The sequence below is a fragment of the Pantoea sp. GM_Pan_3 genome, from assembly GCF_026541045.1.
Taxonomy (GTDB): Bacteria; Pseudomonadota; Gammaproteobacteria; order Enterobacterales; family Enterobacteriaceae; genus Pantoea; species Pantoea anthophila.
The window spans coordinates 578,037-597,657 of the sequence record NZ_JALNVA010000001.1 but is presented as its reverse complement, the minus strand read 5'-3'; the positions used below and the strand labels follow the sequence as shown (position 1 = coordinate 597,657).

The following is a 19,621-nucleotide window of genomic DNA, read 5'->3' as shown; positions in this document are numbered from 1 at the left end:
GATTACCTCTGGTTAATATCCTGAAAATACGCAATGGATAACATTTGCCGCTCACGGGGTGTTCAGGCCGTGCGGCCTCCTATCGTTCTGTCACTTCCTGTTTAAGCGTAACGGCTGACAGTGAGCTTAGCACTCATTGCCGTTTCGCTTACGCTACATTTAAAGAACACTACACTAACAAAGTTTCTTTTTATATTGAACGTGCAATCAAAAAAAGTTTAAATAGGGGTTCAATTTGAGGGCGGAGCCGGAGCGGAGCTATGCCAAAAGTAGGGATGCAGCCGATACGACGTCGGCAACTGATTGATGCGACCCTGAGTACGATTAACGAAGTTGGAATTAATGATGCCACTATCGCCCAGATCGCCCGGCGGGCGGGGGTCTCGACCGGCATCATCAGTCACTACTTCAAAGATAAGAACGGCCTGCTGGAAGCCACAATGCGTGATGTGACGCGGCAGCTGCGCGAAGCGGTTCTGACGCGGTTACGGCCGCTGGCCGATGCCCCGGCTGAACAGCGACTGTGTGCCATCGTTGACGGGAATTTTGATGAAACCCAGGTGCACAGCGCCGCGATGAAAGCCTGGCTCGACTTCTGGTCAAGCAGCATGCATCAGCCCCAGCTCAACCGCCTGGAGCGGGTCAGCAGCCGGCGGCTCTACTCCACCCTGGCGGTGGAGTTCCGGCGTCAGCTGCCGCTGGAAAAAGCGCGTCTTGCCGCGCATGGCCTGGCCGCCCTGATAGATGGTCTGTGGCTGCGCGCAGCGCTGAGCGGTAAGCCTTTTGACCCGGTCATCGCCCGCACACTGACCACCCAGTTCATCCGTCAGCAACTGGCTGGCGAGCACGAATAACGGAAGGAGAAAACATGTCCCGATTCAACGAGCAGAAACTCTACATTGATGGCGCTTATGTGGCCGCAGCGTCTGGCGAAACGTTCCAGACGATCAATCCGGTCAACGGCGACGTACTGGCAGAGGTTCATGCCGCCGGCCAGGAAGATGTCGATCGCGCCGTTGCTGCCGCCAGAAAAGGCCAGAAGGTCTGGGCCGCGATGACCGCGATGGAGCGTTCGCGCATTCTGCGCCGCGCCGTCGATATTCTGCGTCAGCGTAACGATGAGCTGGCAGAGCTGGAGATGCTCGACACCGGTAAACCTTACAGCGAAACCTCCGCTGTCGATATCGTCACCGGTGCAGACGTACTGGAATATTACGCCGGGCTGATCCCCGCCATCGAAGGCCAGCAGATCCCCCTGCGCGACACCTCTTTTGTCTACACCCGCCGCGAACCACTGGGCGTGGTGGCCGGGATTGGCGCCTGGAACTACCCGATTCAGATCGCCCTGTGGAAATCTGCGCCTGCGCTGGCCGCGGGTAACGCGATGATTTTTAAACCGAGTGAAGTGACCCCGCTCACCGCCCTGAAACTGGCGGAAATCTACAGCGAAGCGGGCCTGCCGGATGGGGTCTTCAACGTGCTGCCAGGCCTCGGCGCAGTCACCGGTCAGCTGCTGACCGAACATCCGGGTATCGACAAAGTCTCCTTCACCGGTGGCGTCGTCAGCGGCAAAAAGGTGATGGCCAATGCCGCAGGATCAACCCTGAAAGAGGTCACCATGGAGCTGGGCGGTAAATCTCCGCTGATCGTCTTTGATGATGCCGACCTCGATCTGGCCGCCGACATCGCCATGATGGCGAATTTCTACAGCTCCGGTCAGGTCTGCACCAACGGCACCCGCGTCTTTGTCCCGGCGTCGCTGAAGGCAGCTTTCGAGGCAAAAATCAGCGAGCGCGTTGCCCGCATCAGGGCTGGCGATCTGCGCGACCCGGCCACCAATTTTGGTCCGCTGGTCAGCTTCACTCATCGCGACAACGTGATGCGTTACATCGAATCGGGCATCGCTGAAGGCGCACGCGTGCTGTGCGGCGGCAAACGCCTGACCGGCGGCGACTTCGATCAGGGGGCCTGGGTAGCTCCCACCGTCTTCACCGACTGCCGTGATGAGATGAAGATTGTGCGTGAAGAGATCTTCGGACCGGTGATGTCGATCCTGAGCTATGACAGCGAAGAGGAAGTGATCCGCCGCGCCAATGACACCGAATATGGCCTGGCTGCCGGAGTGGTGACGCAGGATCTCAACCGTGCGCACCGCGTCATCCACCAGATTGAAGCCGGCATCTGCTGGATCAATACCTGGGGTGAATCGGCCGCAGAGATGCCGGTCGGAGGCTACAAGCACTCCGGTATTGGCCGTGAGAATGGCCTGATGACCCTACAGAGTTACACCCAGGTGAAGTCAGTGCAGGTTGAGCTGACGCGTTTTCAGTCAGTCTTTTAATCACCCTTAACCTGAGGAACGATGAATGGAATTTGATTACATTATTATCGGCGCTGGATCCGCAGGAAACGTTCTGGCTACCCGTCTGACCGAAGAGAGCAACGTCAGCGTCCTGCTGCTGGAAGCGGGCGGCCCGGATTATCGTTTTGATTTCCGCACCCAGATGCCTGCGGCCCTCGCCTATCCGTTGCAGGGCAAACGCTACAACTGGGCCTATGAAACAGAACCTGAGCCTTACATGAACAACCGTCGCATGGAGTGTGGCCGTGGTAAAGGCCTGGGCGGCTCGTCGCTGATTAACGGGATGTGTTACATCCGTGGTAACGCCATGGACCTCGATAACTGGGCCAGCGCGCCGGGGTTAGAGGACTGGAGTTATCTGGACTGCCTGCCCTACTACCGCAAAGCGGAGACCCGCGATATCGGTCCGAACGACTTCCACGGCGGTGACGGCCCGGTCTGCGTCGCAACGCCAAAAGCGGGCAACAACGTGCTGTTTGAAGCGATGATTGAGGCGGGCGTGCAGGCGGGCTATCCGCGCACGGATGACCTCAATGGCTATCAGCAGGAAGGATTTGGCCCGATGGACCGCACCGTGACGCCGCAGGGACGCCGCTCCAGCACCGCGCGCGGCTATCTCGATCAGGCTAAAGGCCGCGCCAACCTGAAGATCATTACGCATGCCACCACCGACCGTATCCTGTTTGACGGTAAGCGTGCGGTGGGCGTGGAGTTTCTGCAGGGCGACAGCAACACCCTGAACAAAGCGACCGCACGCCGTGAAGTACTGCTCTGTGCCGGGGCTATCGCCTCGCCGCAGATCCTGCAACGCTCTGGCGTCGGTTCGCCCGAACTGCTGAAGCAGTTTGATATTCCGCTGGTTCACGACCTGCCAGGCGTGGGTGAAAACCTGCAGGACCATCTGGAGATGTATCTGCAGTATGAGTGTAAAGAACCGGTCTCCCTCTATCCGGCGCTGAAGTGGTGGAATCAGCCTAAAATCGGCGCAGAATGGATGTTCAATGGCACCGGTGTCGGCGCCAGTAACCAGTTTGAAGCCGGTGGCTTTATCCGCAGCCGTGAAGAGTTCAGCTGGCCGAACATTCAGTATCACTTCCTGCCGGTGGCGATTAACTACAACGGTTCCAATGCCGTTGATGCCCACGGCTTCCAGTGTCACGTCGGCTCGATGCGTTCGCCCAGCCGTGGTCATGTGCGCCTGAAATCACGCGATCCGCGCCGCCATCCGGCGATTCTGTTTAACTACATGTCGCATGAGCAGGACTGGCATGAATTCCGCGATGCGATTCGCATCACCCGCGAGATCATCAACCAGCCCGCGCTGGATAAGTATCGCGGCCGTGAAATCAGCCCGGGCATTGAATGTCAGACGGATGAGGAGCTGGACGAGTTCGTGCGTAACCACGGCGAAACCGCTTATCACCCGTGCGGCACCTGTAAAATGGGCAACGACCCGATGGCGGTCGTCGATGGTGAAGGTCGGGTGCATGGCCTGCAGGGATTACGCGTTGTGGATGCGTCCATCATGCCGCTGATCATCACCGGTAACCTGAATGCCACCACCATCATGATCGGTGAGAAGATTGCCGATAAGATCCGTGGACGCGAACCGCTGCCGCGCAGCACTGCGGCCTACTACGTGGCCGGAGAGGCGCCTGTGCGCACCACCCCACAGCGCAGCGACTAAATAGTTACAGTGTCACTCTAAATCTCGCCGGGCATCTTATTGCCCGGCTTTTTTTTATCCCCCATCCCATGCCACACATTGTTTTCCGTTAACCTGCATCTGCAAATCATCAAACCTTAATCAAAATCAAACAAAGCAGCATCTGCTGTTGATTTCACGATATGCCGGATGCTATAAATCCTGCGTGTAGATAACCGGAGGCACTTTCCGTCCACTGATGAGAAGCAACAATGTGGATGCGTTGTAAACTTTATGCGCAAACTTTTTGTGTTTTATTCCCTGATTTCCCCTGCTTTCCTTTCCGCCCGGAACGTCGCTGATAAGCACTGGCGTAACGCCCTCTAGTCCCCTTCCGCTTCGATATGGTTCTGAGTCTGCACGCAATCACGCGTGGCAGGTCGTCATTAATTCGTTGCTGGAGATCCCCATGTACGCCTGGGTTTTATTATCACTTGCTATCGTGACTGAAATAATCGGTACGCTGTTTATGAAATGGTCCAGCCTCAGCGGCAGCCAGTATGGCTACCTGATGATGCTGGCTATGATTGCCTGTTCTTATATTCTGCTGAGTTTCGCCATCAAACATATCGCCCTGGGCGTGGCTTATGCCCTGTGGGAAGGTATCGGCATCCTGCTGATTACGCTGTTCAGCGTGCAGCTGTTTGGCGAGTCGCTGTCACCGCTGAAAATTGGCGGCCTGATGACACTAATTGCTGGAATCGTCCTGATCAAAACCGGCACCGAATCATCAGCGGAGGTTAACCATGGTCATCACTGATTTTGTCCATGCGGCCTGGCTGGCACTCGCCATCCTGCTGGAGATTGCCGCCAATATATTCCTTAAATATTCTGATGGATTCAAAAAACGTCTATTCGGGCTGCTTTCGCTCTGCTGTGTGCTACTCGCGTTCAGCGCGCTTGCTCAGGCGGTGAAAGGGATCGACCTGTCGATAGCCTATGCGGTCTGGGGTGGCTTTGGCATTATCGCCACCGTCGCGGCGGGCTGGGTACTGTTTGGTCAGCGACTGAACCGCAAAGGCTGGGCTGGCCTGAGCCTGCTGCTGGCCGGTATGCTCCTGTTAAAACTGGCCTGACAGAGGTCCCGGGCTGTAATAATGGTTAAGGGTGTGCGGCTGCGCGCCCTTAACTTTCTGTGCGTTTTTACCCTTTTCAAGTTGATTTTTTCAGCATTCTCTTCTTCAGATTCCTCTTACTTTTGTAAAGGGCCGTTTACATATCTGTTGCCTTGAGGCTTAGTGAGCGCCGAAGGTCGGATAAAAACGAGGAAGAGTTATGTCTGCAACACGAGGTTGGTCAACTGAGCTTGAGGGATTACGCGGCATCGCCTCTCTCTGGGTACTGGTAGGTCATATCAGCCTGCTGATTCACTGCCATATCACACTGATTTCATCCCCTGGCATCGGTGTCGATCTGTTTATTCTGCTTTCGGGCTACCTGATGGCGAAAAACTATGTCGAGCGACAGCAGAAAGAGCCATGGCAAAGCGCCGCAACGATCAAAAAGTTCTGGATCCGTCGCTTTTTCCGCATCGCGCCGCTCTACTATCTGCTGTTAATCATCGCCCTGATTTACGGGCCGTGGTTTGGCGAGATGCGTGACACCATCGCGCATTTCTACTCCGGCACGGCAACCGAGTCGTCACGTTACACCGACCAGTCGCTCGCAAATGTGCTGACCCACTTCAGTTTCCTGTTCGGCATGCTGCCCGAGTACGGGTTTAACACCGTACTGCCTGACTGGAGCATCGGGCTGGAGATGCAGTTCTATCTGCTGTTCCCGTTCATCATGCTGGTGACGATGCGGTTTGGCTATGCCGCCTCCCTGATCGGTATCATGGTGCTCTGCTGCGCCGGACGCTATCTGCTGGCCGATTATTATGAGGCGTTTGAGATGCCTTCGATGATCCTGATTAAGCTGAACATGTTCCTGTCGGGCATGCTGCTGGCAGAAGCCATTCGCCGCAAATCGCTGCTTTACGTCGCCTTTGCGCTGCTGGGACCGGTTGCCAGCGTGGCAATGGGTCTGGGGTTCATCAAGCTGCAGGTGATTATGGAAGCGCTGATGATCGTCGGTATGACAGCCATTCTCTGGCAGTATCCACAGGGCAGTCGGATGGCGCAGCTGATTGCTCTGCCGCGTAAGCTGCTGAACAACCGTCTCAGCACCTGGCTGGGCGACGTCTCGTTCTCGGTCTACCTGCTGCACCTGCTGATTGTCATTCCATTGATCGCGCTGCTGCTGAATCACACGGATATCGAATTCAAAAGCGATCTGACGCGTTTTCTGATTGTCTGCGTCTCCGCCATCCCGGTGACCTATGCGCTGGCGTCGCTGCTCTACAAATATGTTGAGAAGCCCGGCATCCGTATGGGTAAACGCGTTCTGGCCCCGAAGCTGGCTGACCAGACCAGCTGAGTGACAGATGGATCCAGAAGCCCCGTTCGCGGGGCTTTTTTATGGCCTGCGATGGCGTGACCAGGAGGGAACCACGTCTTACGTCCTGCACACCTGCCGGAGTGAACTACACTTTCCCGGTCAGCAATCCGACGGAGAGGAAAATCTATGCGCATTCAGCATCTGCTGTTGTCCAGCGACGGTGGCGCGTTAATCATCGAAGCCGATCAACTTGAAAGTGAGCTGGTGATCCCGCCCCATCTGCAGACCGCCACCGGCGGCGAAGCGGACAGCGATACCGGCCATCGCGTCGCGGTGACCCGGCATTACTGCAAAGGACGCTACTACGCTGTCGCCCTCGATCGTCATGCGGCCAGTAACGAGATCGATGATGTGATCGACCTGCTCCATCCCGCACCGCTGGATTAAACCCTGTCATCAGCCCTGACAAGCGCGGCAGCACGCTGTTCGCCATGCCGGATGGCACGCGACCGACTGCCCGCTCTCAACGCGTTATAGCATCAGAAGGAGAAGCATCATGCAGAAGAAAAAGTGGTTTGTGTCTTACGTCATTAAGCCGGAAGGTGAACATCACGTCACCACCCACGCCTTTATCGAAGGGGATGATGTGGAAGAGGCGCTGGAACAGTTTATGTTCGAAACGAAAAAAAGTCTGTCACTGGACACGGAAGAGCTCACGCTGCTTTCGGTCAGTCTGGTGTAACCCGGTATTCCGCCTCACAGGTGTGGGCTGGGGGTTATCTGTTTATAATATTGATGATTTTCCCTGGTGCCGCATTCAGTTACTTAGTGGGGTAAGGCCAGGCGTGGTCCATACCTGTTGAGGACAAAATCCCGGTGATCGCCAGATACGCCAGTATCAGGACAAACAGCACAATGGCTGCAATTTCAATGGATTTAAGCAGATGATGTTTCGCCATAAATAACCCTCCTTCAGTTGTGTGTAATCCGACATCATCTCTTAAACTATAATGTTACCGGTAAAGTGCAAGCCAAAAAAACATCATGAAACATAAAGCAGTGCTTATTAATGTTTTAACCCAGGCGGTAACTGCACAACCCGTGGCATTTAACACTTCAGTCACAAAAAAGCCCGCTCAGGGCGGGCTTCAGCATCAGGTAAGGTACTTCTGATCAGGCAGAGTGACCGGTGAAGTCGATCACCATCCTGCCGCGAATTTTGCCGTGGATCATCTCATCGAAGATGTCGTTCACCTCGCCAATCTTTCTTTTGGTGACTTTAGGCACCACTTTTCCTTCCGCCGCAAACTGGAAGGCTTCCGCCAGATCGTTGCGGGTGCCGACCAGCGATCCCACCACCTGAATGCCATCAAGTACCAGACGTGGGATATTCAGGCTCATCGCTTCCGGCGGAAGTCCGACTGCCACCACCCGTCCCCCGGCTCTGACCGCATCTACCGCCGAGTTAAAGGCCGCTTTGGCCACGGCGGTCACGACGGCCGCGTGCGCCCCGCCGGTTTTTTCCTGAATAAAACGCGCCGCGTCTTCACTGGCGGAGTTCACCACCAGGTCGGCACCCATCTCTTTCGCCAGCGCCAGCTGGCCGTCGCTCACATCAATGGCGATCACTTTGGCGTTAAAGACATTTTTAGCATACTGCAGAGCGAGATTACCTAACCCGCCGAGACCATAAATCGCCAGCCACTGGCCCGGTTTGACCTCAGAGACCTTCACCGCTTTATAGGTGGTGACGCCGGCGCAGGTCACGCTGCTGGCGGCAAAAGGGTCCAGCCCCTCGGGAACCTTGACCGAGTAGTCTGCAACCACGATACACTCTTCAGCCATACCCCCATCGGCGGTATAACCCGCATTAACCACCTCCCGGCAGAGCGTTTCATTACCGGAGTTACAGTATTCACAGTGACCGCAGCCCTTGAAGAACCAGGCCACGCTGGCGCGATCGCCCGGCTTGAGAGAGGTCACATCCGGCGCAACCTCTTCAACAATCCCGATACCTTCGTGACCCAGCGTGACACCGGTTTTATCGCCGAAGTCCCCGTTCTTCACATGCAAATCGGTATGGCATACACCACAGCATTCCATCCTGAGCCGTGCTTCGCCGGTTTTGAGAGGACGCAGTGTCTTCTCAACAACTTCAACCTGGTGTTCACTATTTGCTATTGCCGCTTTCATAAACGTTCCTCCATTTGATTGAACGTTCAGAATAAGCCAAACGGCCGTGATAACAAGCTGACCGTTGAGCTTTGGGTGCGAGCCAGTGAGGTTGTGTTGCATTTTGTGAAGGCGGTGCCACATGCGTGGCACTTATGCATGCCAGCGATGGATGCCGCTGTCAGACGACGCTGCCGGCGGCGGGCCCATATGCTGAGAGGGGTTCCGGACAGGCGGGGGGCCCATATGCCGGGATGCCGCTTGCGGCGGCCCCATGTGCTGCGACGCATCTGGCATAGCCGATTGGCCATGATGATGCCAGTCAGAAGCGTGACCATAATGATGATGACCACCTTCCGCCATCACACAGCCGGACAAAGCTGAACTTGCCAGCGCAAAAATCAGACAGGGTATAACTTTTTTCAAAAACATAACGCATCCTGGTTGAATATCACCGCCTCAGGGTACGTCTGCTTTTTTATACGTGGAATAAACGTATTTACGCGTTTGCGGAGGCTCGCAGAGTACATTGACTGTGATCAACGTGAAGCGATTACGGATGAGGTTTTGCGGTGCTTCTGACCCTGCTACGTTACGACAATGTGTCCTCTTCGGGTGGTTCCCGGGCTAAGAATCAGGGCGGATTACACGCAGGACGTTATCACTATCCGCGACTGTATCGGATATAGAGATAAGAAATTGTGACAACCCATGCAACACTGAGCAGCGTTGCATGCTGCGGCACAAAGCTAATGAAGAGATAGATGCCCGCCACAATAACGGCAATAGCAATCCAATCTGAAAAAGAGTGAAGCAGCCACAATAATGCACGTTTCATGGGTGTCTCTGATTGCGCTGCATAACGTTCCTTTGATAATGACAGAGCCTTTTTTGCCCTGTCGCTTCATTTAACGCCCTGCCCTGCACTGGAAATATCTCACCCCGGGTGACGGCCTGTCTGAAAGGGTTCTGAGAGCGTTACACAACGAGAAATGGAACTGAAAAGCCCGCGCGCGGCGGGCCAGGGGCAACGAATCAGTTATCTTCCTGAAGAAGCTGCGCGGGTGAGGTCACCCCGGCCAGTTCATTGAGTGCCTCATGATTGATTTCTTCATCTGCGCCATCAACCGCGCGGGAGATAATCAGTAAATCCTGAAGTTCGCTTAAAAGAAGCGCCGCATCAGACTTGAGCATTTCATCTGAGTCTGCGGAGTCAATTACCGTGTTGATCGCCTTGTTCGCGCCCTCGATCATCTCCGTTACGCCGCCCTGCTTACTTACCGCGAGCACCAGCGCACTGATCAACAGAGACTGCGCCTCAACGCGCGCGGTGAGTTGTTTGGTGCTTGCATCTATTTGTGAAATCTTGGCAAGCATACTTAACACAACATTCTTCATGGTATATCTCCCTGTTAAACCAGCATTTTATGATTCCGCGGGCAGGCTGAAAATATCATTATTCTGAAAGTTGGTGATTTTAACAGCGGTAATGCCTGTGAGTTAAGGGTGTTTCTGGTCTTCCGTGCGCACATTGAAAACTGAAATCTACGTGCAGCAGGACGGGACTGGCTGGATAAAACGCATGACAGGCAGACTGAATAGAGTAACCTTCTGGTCAGCGCGATTACTTTTGCAGAGGATGATATGGAGAGAGCTGATTGCTTAAAAAGATCGACAGGACAGGATTAGCTACGCCGTAATTCAGATCGACTATCGTAAATGACCTAAAACCCGTCCGCCACATACCAACATTTTTTTGCAGCATCTGGTCCTCTTCTCAGCGGCACCCGCTTTGATGCCCTTTCGAGGCCTCTGACCACATGGATTACAAACATTGTGCAACGCTGGCAGGCGTGGCGGGGATAGCATTACGCGCGATGGGTACAAACATGTATTCGGAGGCCGTGTCAGCGGCCTACCCACGCGTGCAGTTGTTTAGTGAGGTATCAAACACAGCAGGGCCCAAGAACTTCGTAAAATGGGTCTTAGAGCAGCAGATGATGTATGGCAATATGGTAAAGTTTTGACCAGTACGGTTAACCATGTAAGGGAATAATATGGATACAACTGAGCAGTTAAACGGGACTTACTTCTATGGCGGGCTTACCAACCTTTCTCCCGGAGAGCTTTATTTCTGGATTATGATTGATATGACCGCCGAGCACTTCAGCGGTGCAAAAGATATCATCGCGATAGCTGCCATTTACTCGGGACAAAATACGATTGACGTCTCAGGGAAGCTAAAAGGGGCGTGGAAAGGCACCTCTTATGCTTCGGTCTATTCTCGTAAACTGTTACGCGATTACCGTCTTCCTTTCAGATTACCCACATGGATACAAAACCCAAAAAAACCTCTTCAAATTAGAATGTTAATGACTCACAAATTGGGTACGTTCGTCGGTCGCACAATTCCGGTTTTGGGATGGGTTATTATGGCCGCTGATGTAGCGGAGATAGGCTGGAAAACTACGGTAAAATACAACCTTATTGCTCATAAGGACGACAGGATATGGTAGGTGAGGATATAGAGAAGGCTGTGTTTGCGCTGGTTGAAGATTATAACGGCAGAAGTTTGTTCACATTAAGACGTTATAAGCTTGAACTCGACACTGATCTGAACAATGACTTTCGCATGGATCCCATTGACGCTTATGAATTGCTTGAGCGATATGCTGACAGTTTTAGCATTGACCCCGGCACCATCACTTTTACCAACTATTTTCCGGAAGATTTCACCGCACCACATGATCCGCTTACTATCCGCCTGCTAGTTGAGTCTGCACAGGCCGGAAGATGGTTAGGTAAATAACTAACGCCTGCATATGCAGGCGTTATATCTTTAGTTTGTTGCTGCCGCTTCCAGCGAATAAGGGCGAAACGTGAACACCTCTTCTCCCGGCCAGTTATTAATTTCCTTCATTCGTTTCTGCAGCGGTTCATAAACACCTGCGCCGCCTTCACTGCATCTCTGAATCCACCTGAGTTGTCCGGAATAATTCCCATCATCTGAGGCGGCAGGCGGTGCGCACTCAACAGGTCGTCGCGGCTGGCTTTCCTGATGTTAAAGAAATCGTTTCTCGTTGCGACTTCACTAAGCGGCAGAATCTTGATGCCGTTGGGTGCGTACATGAACAGGTTGCGGATGTTACCCAGCCTTTTAGTGTCGCGCATCGCCTGACGCATCCGGTCGACATCGCTGCTGCTCTGCGCCGCTGAGGTCATGTAGATGATGTAACCGGCATGCGCGCAGTTCTGATAATACTTGCAGCGGAACAGCGTCGCCGCATCATATTGCCAGGCAGAGTTAAGCGCGCTGAGATATTCTGGCAGGTCGTACAGCTTCCGGTTAACATCCGGCTCCAGCAGTTGAAACGCGGGCTGAAGATTTTTTGAGTGAATAACCACGGGACATTTATAGGCAGGGCCGTACCAGTTGTGGGATGGCTGATTCTGGCAAATGATGTGTCACAAATCAGTTTCCGCACCGTCCATCGCTATAACCTGATTGTGAGGCCGGAGGATAAAATCTGGTGAATAATATTACATCAACTCCTGATGCGGTGCGTGAATACATTCTGCGAGAGCTGCCGCTGGTGACAACGCTCTTCTTAAAAAAGATTCAAATTGGTGACGACGACATTCTGCAGGAACTGTTTGAAGCAGACGATATAACAGATATGGCAGAGTCGTTTTTTCGCGATTTTAATATTCACCCAGCTGGTTTTACGCCCGCCGCTTATTTCCCCTGGAAAATCCGTCCTTTTTTCACCCGCGCACCGGTAGAGCAGGATAAATCCCCGCTGACGATACGCATGTTTATGGATTCGGCCGCTGCCGGGCGCTGGCTTTTTTAGTGCCTGTCAGCGGGCAGCAGATTTGCTCGTTGCGTCAGAGTCCACACAGTGACAGCGGCGTGATTTCCTTCCCAGACACCTGACTGCAGCAGCCCCTCAAAGGAGAACCGCTACATGGCACGGGATAATCATTATGGCGTGCGGATTACCGGGGGGTAAATCATCGTGCTGTAACGTACTCCCGGACATTCCGGCATTAGGGTGACGATTCGTTATGCATACTTCGCGCCCGACCATCTTTAGATGCTATTCGCTGCTATCCGCTGGCGTTAATGGCAAAAAAATGGCGACACCGAGTGCAGCTGAGTAGAAGAGAATAAAACAGGATGGCGTTTAACTTTTAGGTTTTAATCCAGGTGACCTGCTCCCCATTGATTAACACACCGCGAGTTTACTATACCCACTCCAAGAAAAAACCGCCCGTGGGCGGTCATTTATCAGGGTGGGATTCGAACCCACGTTCATGCAGTATCGGCCACGTGCACCACTGCCTGATGTAGCTCATGTCACGCTTTGTCCCGTCAGAGCTTTCGCTCGGCCATCTCGCGCACCTGACTTACAAATCATAACCCAGTCCAGTGAGTTATCAAAGCACGGTAAGCCGACTCAATGGCCCACCAATCTGGTATCGCCATATTTACTCCAAAAAAAAACCGCCCGTGGGCGGCTTACTAAAACGTTCTGTACTCATCCATGTGGTAAAGATCGATAAATTTCTCGTCTGTACCACCAAATATTTGTGTGATTGACTCACCAACCCTATCAGCAACGATTACATGGTTTCCATTCGTTCCTGGCATGTAAGATGCTTTCACATCATGATTTAAATGGTGTCTGAACTGTGCGCGCAAATAACTATCATTGAATGATTCCCACAATTTGGCAATGCATCATCAGGCGCACTCGCAAATGCGCCTTGTGATGACTACGCCTTGAAATCGGCCAGTCCCTGACCTTTGCGCCACTCTCTCACTGTCGTAACAACCTTCTCGGGATTCAGGTCGTCGTCAAAATTGTAGTAAATCAGGTCTGAACCCTCTGGATGCTCACTGACAGCAATAAAATTCTCCAGCAATTCGTCTTGGTACTTTTCACCACCTTGGGCACTGAAAATTTCCGCTACTAACGCTGTAAACTCGACTTCCGTGTAATCCTCAAATTTTGTCCTTAACTTCATTGCGACCTACTCCTATGTGGTGGAGTTCATCTTACTCTTTTTGCTCTGGAACGTACTCTATCTTGAGCACGTCATCCAGCGCGAGGTATACCCAAGCACTATTTTCCTGAGCAATACCGATAAAGCCATTCATCATCTTCGGCTAAGACCTGCTCATCAGGCCTTAATGCGTTTCACCGGATTTAGTGGTGACGGTGATGCGGTAGTTGTCTGACATTGAGAGCCTCTTTATCCCCTCGGATATATTGCTATCAAATAATATAGTCCGTGGTGATGGCAATACTATGTTTACCTTAGCAAAACCAAGGAGGTGATATGTTTCCTTTCTCAACACATTCAAGCGGCTCATAAGCAATCAGCAGACGGCGCTGACCGTCGAGCCAGAGTATTCAGATGAACAGCTTTTGCAGTGGGCCAGTGGTTGCATGTTAGAAGGTTTGCCAAATGAATTTTATGAGGCGAGAGTTTCTGGCTTCCGTAACATTATAAGCTGGCGGTTCCACTTAGCCTTGAGCTGAAAGAAACGGGACTTACGCTTGAAGCTGTAATAGAAGAGTGCCGGAAGGGCAATCCATCAGATAGCCTGATTTACTCATCAGTCCGCCGCGGTGGCAGAAAGCCTGGGGCGGTTTCACCAGATACGCTCACCGGTGCATTTGCAGAAGCGCGTGAAATAAGCGGAATTAAATTTGGCCCTGACCCGCCGACATTGCATGAAATCAGAAGCCTTGCCAGCCGACTTTATGAATTGGAAAATGGAAAGGATTTTGCGAAAAGATAACTTGGCCATAAAAATTTTTCTATGCCTAAAAGGTATCTCGATTCACGCGGTCAGGAATATGTGATGGTTTAAATTGGATATGGTGATTTCGGGAAATTTCGTTACCACCAACAAAAATACCATACAAATCAACCAACCAAAAAAAGACCGAATACGATTCCTATATTCGGTCCAGGGAAATGGCTCTCAAGGAGCCGTGCGCTAAAAGTTGGCATTTATGAAGGCGATAACGCCTTGCAACTTAAGATTAGAACAGCGCGGAGGAATTGCCAGCTGAGGCACCGCACAGGGCCATAAACAGGATCAGTTTGTGATCGCAACGGCAAAAAACAGTCGGGCGCAGCGTGATGCTGCACCCGGCAGGCTTATTTACCGCACAGCGCCTGAGTGCGCTCAACAATCGGCTGCAGGCTCATCATCTGGCCCGGATGCGCTTTATCCTCGCTCTGGATCACGCTGATCGGCTGTGCTTTCACCTGGTTGCTTTTAAACAGTGCATCCGCTTTGTCGTTCAGCGGGTATTGCATCAGCGTGCTCGGGTTGATGGCAAACATGGCACCGTCTTTCTCGCAGGTCAGCATCACCTCTTCACGATTAAACGGCCACTTATCTTTACCAATCTCAAAGCGGCTGACGGTAATGATTTGTGCCGCCAGCGCCTGGCCGCATACAGATAATAACAGGATTGCGGGGACCACTTTCTTCAGCAACATAACTGCCCTTTTCTCTCTTAAATCACATTCAGGCTGGCGACAGCGTGGCAAACACGCTGACCAGCCCAACCACGCCACACGCCAGCAGCAGTTCGAGCTGCGTCATGCGGATAAATTTTTGCTGGGTGCCGCTACCCGCGACGCGGAAACGCGGCACCAGCCAGTAACGGTTAAGCAGCGCCACTCCCACCATCAGGGCCACCAGCAGCACTTTCCCCAGCAATAACAGACTATAGCGGGATTCGTGCCATGTCAGCGGCCAGCCCAGGATCATCAGGCTGTTCACCCCGCCGGTCAGCAGCGTTAACGCGACCGCCAGATGACCGTAGCGCGAAAAGCGCATCATGGTGCGGATCGCATCGGTGCGGCGATCAATCTGGCGCGCTTCGCGCATCAGCAGCAGAAGCGGAACAAGTCCCCCGGCCCAGAACGCTGCCGCAATCAGGTGCAGCGCATGGTTGATCTGATGCAGCAGGCCAGGCCAGCCTTCCCGCATCGCGGCATGCCCCGTCAGGGCCATGTCGGCCAGTTGCAGCACGCCTGCCAGCAGTAAGGCCTGCTGGCGCAGTTGCGCGGTCAGTAACAACGCCGACACGGCGAGCACGCTGAACACGATTTCCCACTGCCACACCGCGCCGAAATGGGTGCCCAGCACAGCCAGCCAGACGTCAGGCTGAAGCAGATTGGCGCTGTCGCCACTCATCAGCACATTCTGGCAGGCCAGCATCGCCAGCGCGCTGATCAGGGCCAGCCACGCACTTCCGTTTACCAGCGGATTAAGTCGCCGCGCCAGTTGTGGACGATAACGTTCTGGTGCCAGCAGCGCGCTGTAGCAGGCGCTGGCGGTCAGCAGCATCACGGCCGCAAAATGTAGCGCGCGCAGCGCTGGCCAGAGGGTCGTCACGACGCTTACTGCACGCTGAAGCGGTAGCTTCCTGCGGTTTTATGTCCATCCACCGACAGGACATGCCAGTTAACCTGATAGTGCCCCGCTTTCAGTGGCTGAGGCAGGCTGACAATCAGCCGATCTTTGTGGCCGGACGCTACGCGCGCCTTCTCCGTCGCAACAGGCTTCTGATGATCGTCAAGCAGCGTAACGCCGCTGAACGCGGGCTCAATCTCTTCAGTGAAAGTCAGCGTCAGCACATCGGTAGCGGTCGTTACTTCTGCTTTGGCCGCCGGCGTGGATGCGCGGAGATGGGCATGCGCAGCGGCCAGCGAGCTGAATGCCATCGCACCGGCTGCCACCAACGTAATAACCATGCGGGAAATGTGTTTTTTCTGCATCAGATCATCCTTTTAGCCGCCGCCAGGGCGATAAACGAGGCAAAAGGATACGCTGCTGCATTTGCACTGTCGAGGCCAGCAATGCGATCCTTAATCCTTGATTCAGACCGGCGAAAACATTACTTTTGCCCCCTGTCATCAGGAGAATATTATGAGCCATAACCTTGCCCTGCTGTCCCAGGACGAGAAAGATAAGTTAAACGTCGATTTAGCGGCTGCGGGCGTGGCGTTCAAAGAGCGCTATAACATGCCGGTGGTTGCTGAGATGGTGGCGCAGGAGCAGCCCGAAGCGCTGCGTGACTGGTTTCGTCAGCGTCTGATGCATTACCGCCAGGCGTCACTGAGCCTGTCACGCCTTCCTTACGAACCGAAGATGAAGCAATGATGTTTCGCGTCATAGATACCGAAACCTGCGGCCTGCAGGGTGGCGTGGTGGAAGTGGCCTCCGTCGATGTGGTCGATGGCCAGATTGTGAATCCGATGAGCGATCTCATCCTGCCTGATCGTCCCATCAGCCGTCAGGCGATGGCCGTGCACCGCATCACCGAAGCGATGGTGGCCGGAAAACCGACCATCGAAGAGGCGATTCCGCGCTACTACGGCAGTGCCTTCTATGTGGCACATAACGCCAGCTTTGACCGCCGGATGCTGCCGGAGATGTTTGGCGAATGGATCTGCACCATGCAGCTGGCGCGTCAGCTCTGGCCGGGCATCAAATATGGCAACCAGGCCCTGCGTCATTCCCTGAAGCTGGATGTTACCCCGCCAGCCGATCTGCATGCGCACCGCGCGCTCTATGACTGCTATGTGACGGCGGCCCTGCTGATCCGCATTATGGAGACTTCGGGCTGGAACGCCTCCGAGATGATTGTGCGCTCACAACCGGCGGCCCAGCGCGACGACATTCTGCCTTTCGGCAAATACCGTGGTCAGGCGATTGCGGTGGTGGCGCGCAAGGATCCGGGCTATCTGAAGTGGATGCTGGACAACGTCAGCGATCTGCGCCCGCCACTGCGGCAGGCGCTGCGTAAATACCTGATCGAGCCTCAGTAATCCTCTGCCGGGGGCAGGGTGCCCTGCGCCAGCCCCAGCAGGAAGGCATACTCCATCGCGATCCCTTCATAGGCTTTAAAGCGCCCCGATTTGCCGCCGTGTCCGGCATCCATATCGGTGCAAAGCAGCAGCAGATTATTATCGGTTTTCATCGACCTCAGTTTCGCTACCCATTTGGCAGGTTCCCAGTACTGAACCTGCGAATCGTGCAGGCCGGTGGTGACCAGCAGATGCGGATAGGCTTTTGCCTCAATGTTGTCATAGGGGCTGTACTGGCGGATGTAGCGGTAGTACTCCGGATCGCCGGGATTGCCCCACTCATCATATTCGCCGGTCGTCAGCGGGATCGACTCATCGAGCATGGTGGTGACCACGTCCACAAAAGGAACCTGCGCCACAACGCCATGGAAGCGCTGCGGTGCCATGTTGATCACCCCGCCCATCAGTAAGCCGCCTGCGCTGCCGCCCATGGCGTAGAGACGTTCCGGATGCCCTATCCCGCGCGCCACCAGCGCATTGGTCACGTCGATGAAATCCGTGAAGCTGTTCATTTTGTTCAGCAGGCGACCGCCGTCATACCACTGCTGCCCCAGCTCCCCGCCGCCGCGCACCTGAATCAGGGCAAACACAAAGCCGCGATCCAGCAGGCTCAGACGGCTGACGCTGAAATCGGCATCCATGCTGCTGCCATAGGCGCCGTAGCCATAGACCAGCATAGGATTCTGGCCGGGCTGATAGTGTCTGCGATGATAAACCAGCGACACCGGCACTTCGGTGCCATCGCTGACTTTTATCCAGTGGTGCTCGCTTTTGTAATCATCGGCGTTGAACCCTTTGACCGCGCTCTGCTTCAGGATGCGGCGCTCGCCCGTGTCCATATCCAGCTCAAACAGCGTGGTCGGTGTGGTCATTGAGGAGTAGCCGTAGCGCAGTTTGCTGGTGCGCGGCGTCGGATTGTAAGCCAGCCAGGTGACGTAGGTGGGATCGTCAAAGGCGATGCCACTGGTTTCGCCGCTGGCCCAGTTAATCTGGCGCAGGCTGGTCAGGCCGCGCTGGCGCTCTTCAACCACCAGCCAGTCGCGGAACAGCTGGAAATCTTCCATCACCACATTTTCACGCGCCGGGATGAGCGTCTCCCAGCGGGATTCATCCAGATAACGGCTGCGATAGAGCCCAAAGTTTTCGCCTTCCCGGTTAGACCGGATAAAGAACTGATGCTCGTAGTGATCGATGCTGTATTCATGATCGCGGCGGCGCGGCAGAAACACATGCGGCTGCGCATCAGGGAAATCAGCATCGATCAGCTGAATCTCGCTGGTGTTAGTGCTGTAGAGCGCAATCATGATGAACTGCTTTGAGGTGGTCTTGTGGACGCTCAGATGATAGGTGTCATCCTGCTCTTCATAAACCAGCTGATCATCAGACTGCGGCGACCCCAGCTCGTGTCGCCAGACCTGATAAGAGAGCAGCGTCTGCGGGTGTTTCCGCACGTAGTAGAGCGTGCGGGAGTCGTTACCCCAGGCGAAGCTGGAGGAGGCGTTGCTCAGCACTTCAGGATACCAGCTACCGCTCTCAAGGTTGCGGAAGCGGATGCCATACTGGCGGCGCGAGAGAAAGTCCTCGGCCAGCGCCATCACGCGGTTGTCCGGGCTGATATGCAGCGCGCCCATGGTGTAAAAGTCGCTGTGTGACGCGCGCTGGTTGGCATCCAGCAGCAGGGTCCACTCCGCCGACTCCTCGCTCGCCGCAGGCTGACGGTAATAGGCCGGATACTCATTGCCGCTCTGATAACGACTCTGATAGCGGTAGCCGTTTTTGACATAGGGCACTGAGTGATCTTCCGGTGGCAGCCGATCGATGATCTCTTTTAATACCCGGTCCTGCAGCGGCTGCTGCGACGACATGACTTTTTTGCCGTAATTATTTTCGGCACGCAGGTAATCAAGCACTTCGCTGTTTTCGCGCTTATCGTCGCGCAGCCAGTAATAGTTGTCGACGCGCGTCTCGCCATGCAGCGTCATTTCATGAGGAATTTTTTTTGCAATGGGAGCTTTCATCCATCCGTCTCCGTGAACGTCATGATCTGTAAGCGTAACACTTAAGTGGCGGGAAGCCAGGGGGCAGCGAGGAAGCGGCGG

The 19,621-nt window shown here is 54.2% G+C and carries 22 protein-coding genes and 2 pseudogenes; 14 read left to right on the top strand and 10 right to left on the bottom strand.

Annotated elements, in window-relative coordinates:
- Positions 1 to 260: 260 nt before the first annotated feature.
- From betI to OXR04_RS02710, 8 genes are all read left to right on the top strand, one after another.
- A complete protein-coding gene (gene betI, locus OXR04_RS02745) occupies positions 261 to 854 on the top strand; it encodes a transcriptional regulator BetI (protein ID WP_009089782.1) in 594 nt (197 codons plus the stop codon).
- Positions 855 to 868: 14 nt separating this feature from the next.
- Positions 869 to 2,341 carry a betaine-aldehyde dehydrogenase gene (gene betB / locus OXR04_RS02740; RefSeq protein WP_140922912.1) on the top strand — a complete coding sequence of 491 codons (1,473 nt, stop codon included), beginning with the start codon at positions 869 to 871 and terminating at the stop codon, positions 2,339 to 2,341.
- Between the two features lie 25 nt (positions 2,342 to 2,366).
- Positions 2,367 to 4,049: a choline dehydrogenase gene (gene betA, locus OXR04_RS02735; protein WP_009089779.1), complete on the top strand. Its 1,683-nt coding sequence runs from the start codon at positions 2,367 to 2,369 to the stop codon at positions 4,047 to 4,049.
- Between the two features lie 427 nt (positions 4,050 to 4,476).
- On the top strand, positions 4,477 to 4,827 hold the full coding sequence (gene mdtJ / locus OXR04_RS02730; RefSeq protein WP_009089777.1) for a multidrug/spermidine efflux SMR transporter subunit MdtJ: 351 nt from the start codon (positions 4,477 to 4,479) through the stop codon (positions 4,825 to 4,827).
- The gene (gene mdtI, locus OXR04_RS02725; RefSeq protein WP_009089775.1) at positions 4,814 to 5,143 is read left to right on the top strand and encodes a multidrug/spermidine efflux SMR transporter subunit MdtI; all 330 of its coding nucleotides are present in this window, start codon (positions 4,814 to 4,816) and stop codon (positions 5,141 to 5,143) included. Before mdtJ ends, mdtI begins: the two co-directional genes overlap by 14 nt.
- Positions 5,144 to 5,342: 199 nt before the next feature.
- On the top strand, positions 5,343 to 6,485 hold the full coding sequence (locus OXR04_RS02720) for an acyltransferase (RefSeq protein WP_140922910.1): 1,143 nt from the start codon (positions 5,343 to 5,345) through the stop codon (positions 6,483 to 6,485).
- A 147-nt stretch (positions 6,486 to 6,632) separates the two neighbouring features.
- Entirely contained in the window at positions 6,633 to 6,893 is a 261-nt protein-coding gene (locus tag OXR04_RS02715) for a hypothetical protein (RefSeq protein ID WP_009089772.1), read from the top strand.
- Positions 6,894 to 7,002: 109 nt separating this feature from the next.
- Complete coding sequence (locus tag OXR04_RS02710; protein WP_009089771.1) at positions 7,003 to 7,188, top strand: hypothetical protein; 186 nt, start codon at positions 7,003 to 7,005, stop codon at positions 7,186 to 7,188.
- Positions 7,189 to 7,267: 79 nt separating this feature from the next.
- Here the strand turns inward: OXR04_RS02710 and OXR04_RS02705 are convergent, their stop codons facing one another.
- The 4 genes from OXR04_RS02705 to iraP form a co-directional block, all read right to left on the bottom strand.
- Positions 7,268 to 7,405 carry a hypothetical protein gene (locus tag OXR04_RS02705; RefSeq protein WP_009089769.1) on the bottom strand — a complete coding sequence of 46 codons (138 nt, stop codon included), beginning with the start codon at positions 7,403 to 7,405 and terminating at the stop codon, positions 7,268 to 7,270.
- A gap of 214 nt (positions 7,406 to 7,619) precedes the next feature.
- Positions 7,620 to 8,639 (bottom strand): alcohol dehydrogenase AdhP, encoded by a 1,020-nt coding sequence (adhP, locus tag OXR04_RS02700; protein WP_009089768.1) that lies wholly within the window; start codon positions 8,637 to 8,639, stop codon positions 7,620 to 7,622.
- Positions 8,640 to 9,282: 643 nt separating this feature from the next.
- Positions 9,283 to 9,456 (bottom strand): hypothetical protein, encoded by a 174-nt coding sequence (locus tag OXR04_RS02695; protein WP_009089766.1) that lies wholly within the window; start codon positions 9,454 to 9,456, stop codon positions 9,283 to 9,285.
- A 197-nt stretch (positions 9,457 to 9,653) separates the two neighbouring features.
- On the bottom strand, positions 9,654 to 10,016 hold the full coding sequence (gene iraP / locus OXR04_RS02690) for an anti-adapter protein IraP (protein ID WP_033736214.1): 363 nt from the start codon (positions 10,014 to 10,016) through the stop codon (positions 9,654 to 9,656).
- A gap of 659 nt (positions 10,017 to 10,675) precedes the next feature.
- On the opposite strand from iraP, the gene OXR04_RS02685 reads away from it, so the two are divergent.
- On the top strand, positions 10,676 to 11,134 hold the full coding sequence (locus OXR04_RS02685; RefSeq protein ID WP_267369189.1) for an STM2901 family protein: 459 nt from the start codon (positions 10,676 to 10,678) through the stop codon (positions 11,132 to 11,134).
- A complete protein-coding gene (locus OXR04_RS02680; protein ID WP_167430743.1) occupies positions 11,128 to 11,427 on the top strand; it encodes a DUF1493 family protein in 300 nt (99 codons plus the stop codon). Before OXR04_RS02685 ends, OXR04_RS02680 begins: the two co-directional genes overlap by 7 nt.
- Positions 11,428 to 11,457: 30 nt before the next feature.
- On the opposite strand, the pseudogene OXR04_RS02675 reads toward OXR04_RS02680, so the two are convergent.
- Positions 11,458 to 11,984 (bottom strand): annotated as a pseudogene (locus tag OXR04_RS02675) (Presumed portal vertex protein); the annotation flags it as partial.
- A 6-nt stretch (positions 11,985 to 11,990) separates the two neighbouring features.
- Here OXR04_RS02675 and OXR04_RS21555 point away from each other — a divergent pair.
- Both OXR04_RS21555 and OXR04_RS02670 read left to right on the top strand, forming a co-directional pair.
- Positions 11,991 to 12,152, top strand: a pseudogene (locus OXR04_RS21555) (STM2901 family protein); the annotation flags it as partial.
- On the top strand, positions 12,149 to 12,472 hold the full coding sequence (locus OXR04_RS02670) for a DUF1493 family protein (RefSeq protein WP_267369188.1): 324 nt from the start codon (positions 12,149 to 12,151) through the stop codon (positions 12,470 to 12,472). The pseudogene OXR04_RS21555 and the gene OXR04_RS02670, both read left to right, overlap by 4 nt.
- A gap of 925 nt (positions 12,473 to 13,397) precedes the next feature.
- Here OXR04_RS02670 and OXR04_RS02665 read toward each other — a convergent pair.
- The 4 genes from OXR04_RS02665 to copC all read right to left on the bottom strand — a co-directional run bounded on the left by OXR04_RS02665 (position 13,398) and on the right by copC (position 16,430).
- Positions 13,398 to 13,649 carry a bacteriocin immunity protein gene (locus OXR04_RS02665; protein WP_267369187.1) on the bottom strand — a complete coding sequence of 84 codons (252 nt, stop codon included), beginning with the start codon at positions 13,647 to 13,649 and terminating at the stop codon, positions 13,398 to 13,400.
- A gap of 1,146 nt (positions 13,650 to 14,795) precedes the next feature.
- Positions 14,796 to 15,143 (bottom strand): YebY family protein, encoded by a 348-nt coding sequence (locus tag OXR04_RS02660; RefSeq protein ID WP_009089760.1) that lies wholly within the window; start codon positions 15,141 to 15,143, stop codon positions 14,796 to 14,798.
- Between the two features lie 28 nt (positions 15,144 to 15,171).
- A complete protein-coding gene (gene copD, locus OXR04_RS02655) occupies positions 15,172 to 16,047 on the bottom strand; it encodes a copper homeostasis membrane protein CopD (protein WP_267369186.1) in 876 nt (291 codons plus the stop codon).
- A 5-nt stretch (positions 16,048 to 16,052) separates the two neighbouring features.
- The gene (gene copC, locus OXR04_RS02650; protein ID WP_111207760.1) at positions 16,053 to 16,430 is read right to left on the bottom strand and encodes a copper homeostasis periplasmic binding protein CopC; all 378 of its coding nucleotides are present in this window, start codon (positions 16,428 to 16,430) and stop codon (positions 16,053 to 16,055) included.
- Positions 16,431 to 16,581: 151 nt separating this feature from the next.
- Here copC and OXR04_RS02645 point away from each other — a divergent pair, with 151 nt between their 5' ends.
- Both OXR04_RS02645 and exoX read left to right on the top strand, forming a co-directional pair.
- Positions 16,582 to 16,815 carry a DNA polymerase III subunit theta gene (locus OXR04_RS02645; RefSeq protein WP_046101977.1) on the top strand — a complete coding sequence of 78 codons (234 nt, stop codon included), beginning with the start codon at positions 16,582 to 16,584 and terminating at the stop codon, positions 16,813 to 16,815.
- Entirely contained in the window at positions 16,812 to 17,483 is a 672-nt protein-coding gene (exoX, locus tag OXR04_RS02640) for an exodeoxyribonuclease X (RefSeq protein WP_267369185.1), read from the top strand. The genes OXR04_RS02645 and exoX overlap by 4 nt, the downstream gene beginning before the upstream one ends.
- Here exoX and OXR04_RS02635 read toward each other — a convergent pair.
- Entirely contained in the window at positions 17,477 to 19,540 is a 2,064-nt protein-coding gene (locus OXR04_RS02635) for a prolyl oligopeptidase family serine peptidase (RefSeq protein ID WP_009089752.1), read from the bottom strand. The two genes, exoX and OXR04_RS02635, sit on opposite strands and share 7 nt — an antisense overlap.
- Positions 19,541 to 19,621 lie beyond the last annotated feature (81 nt).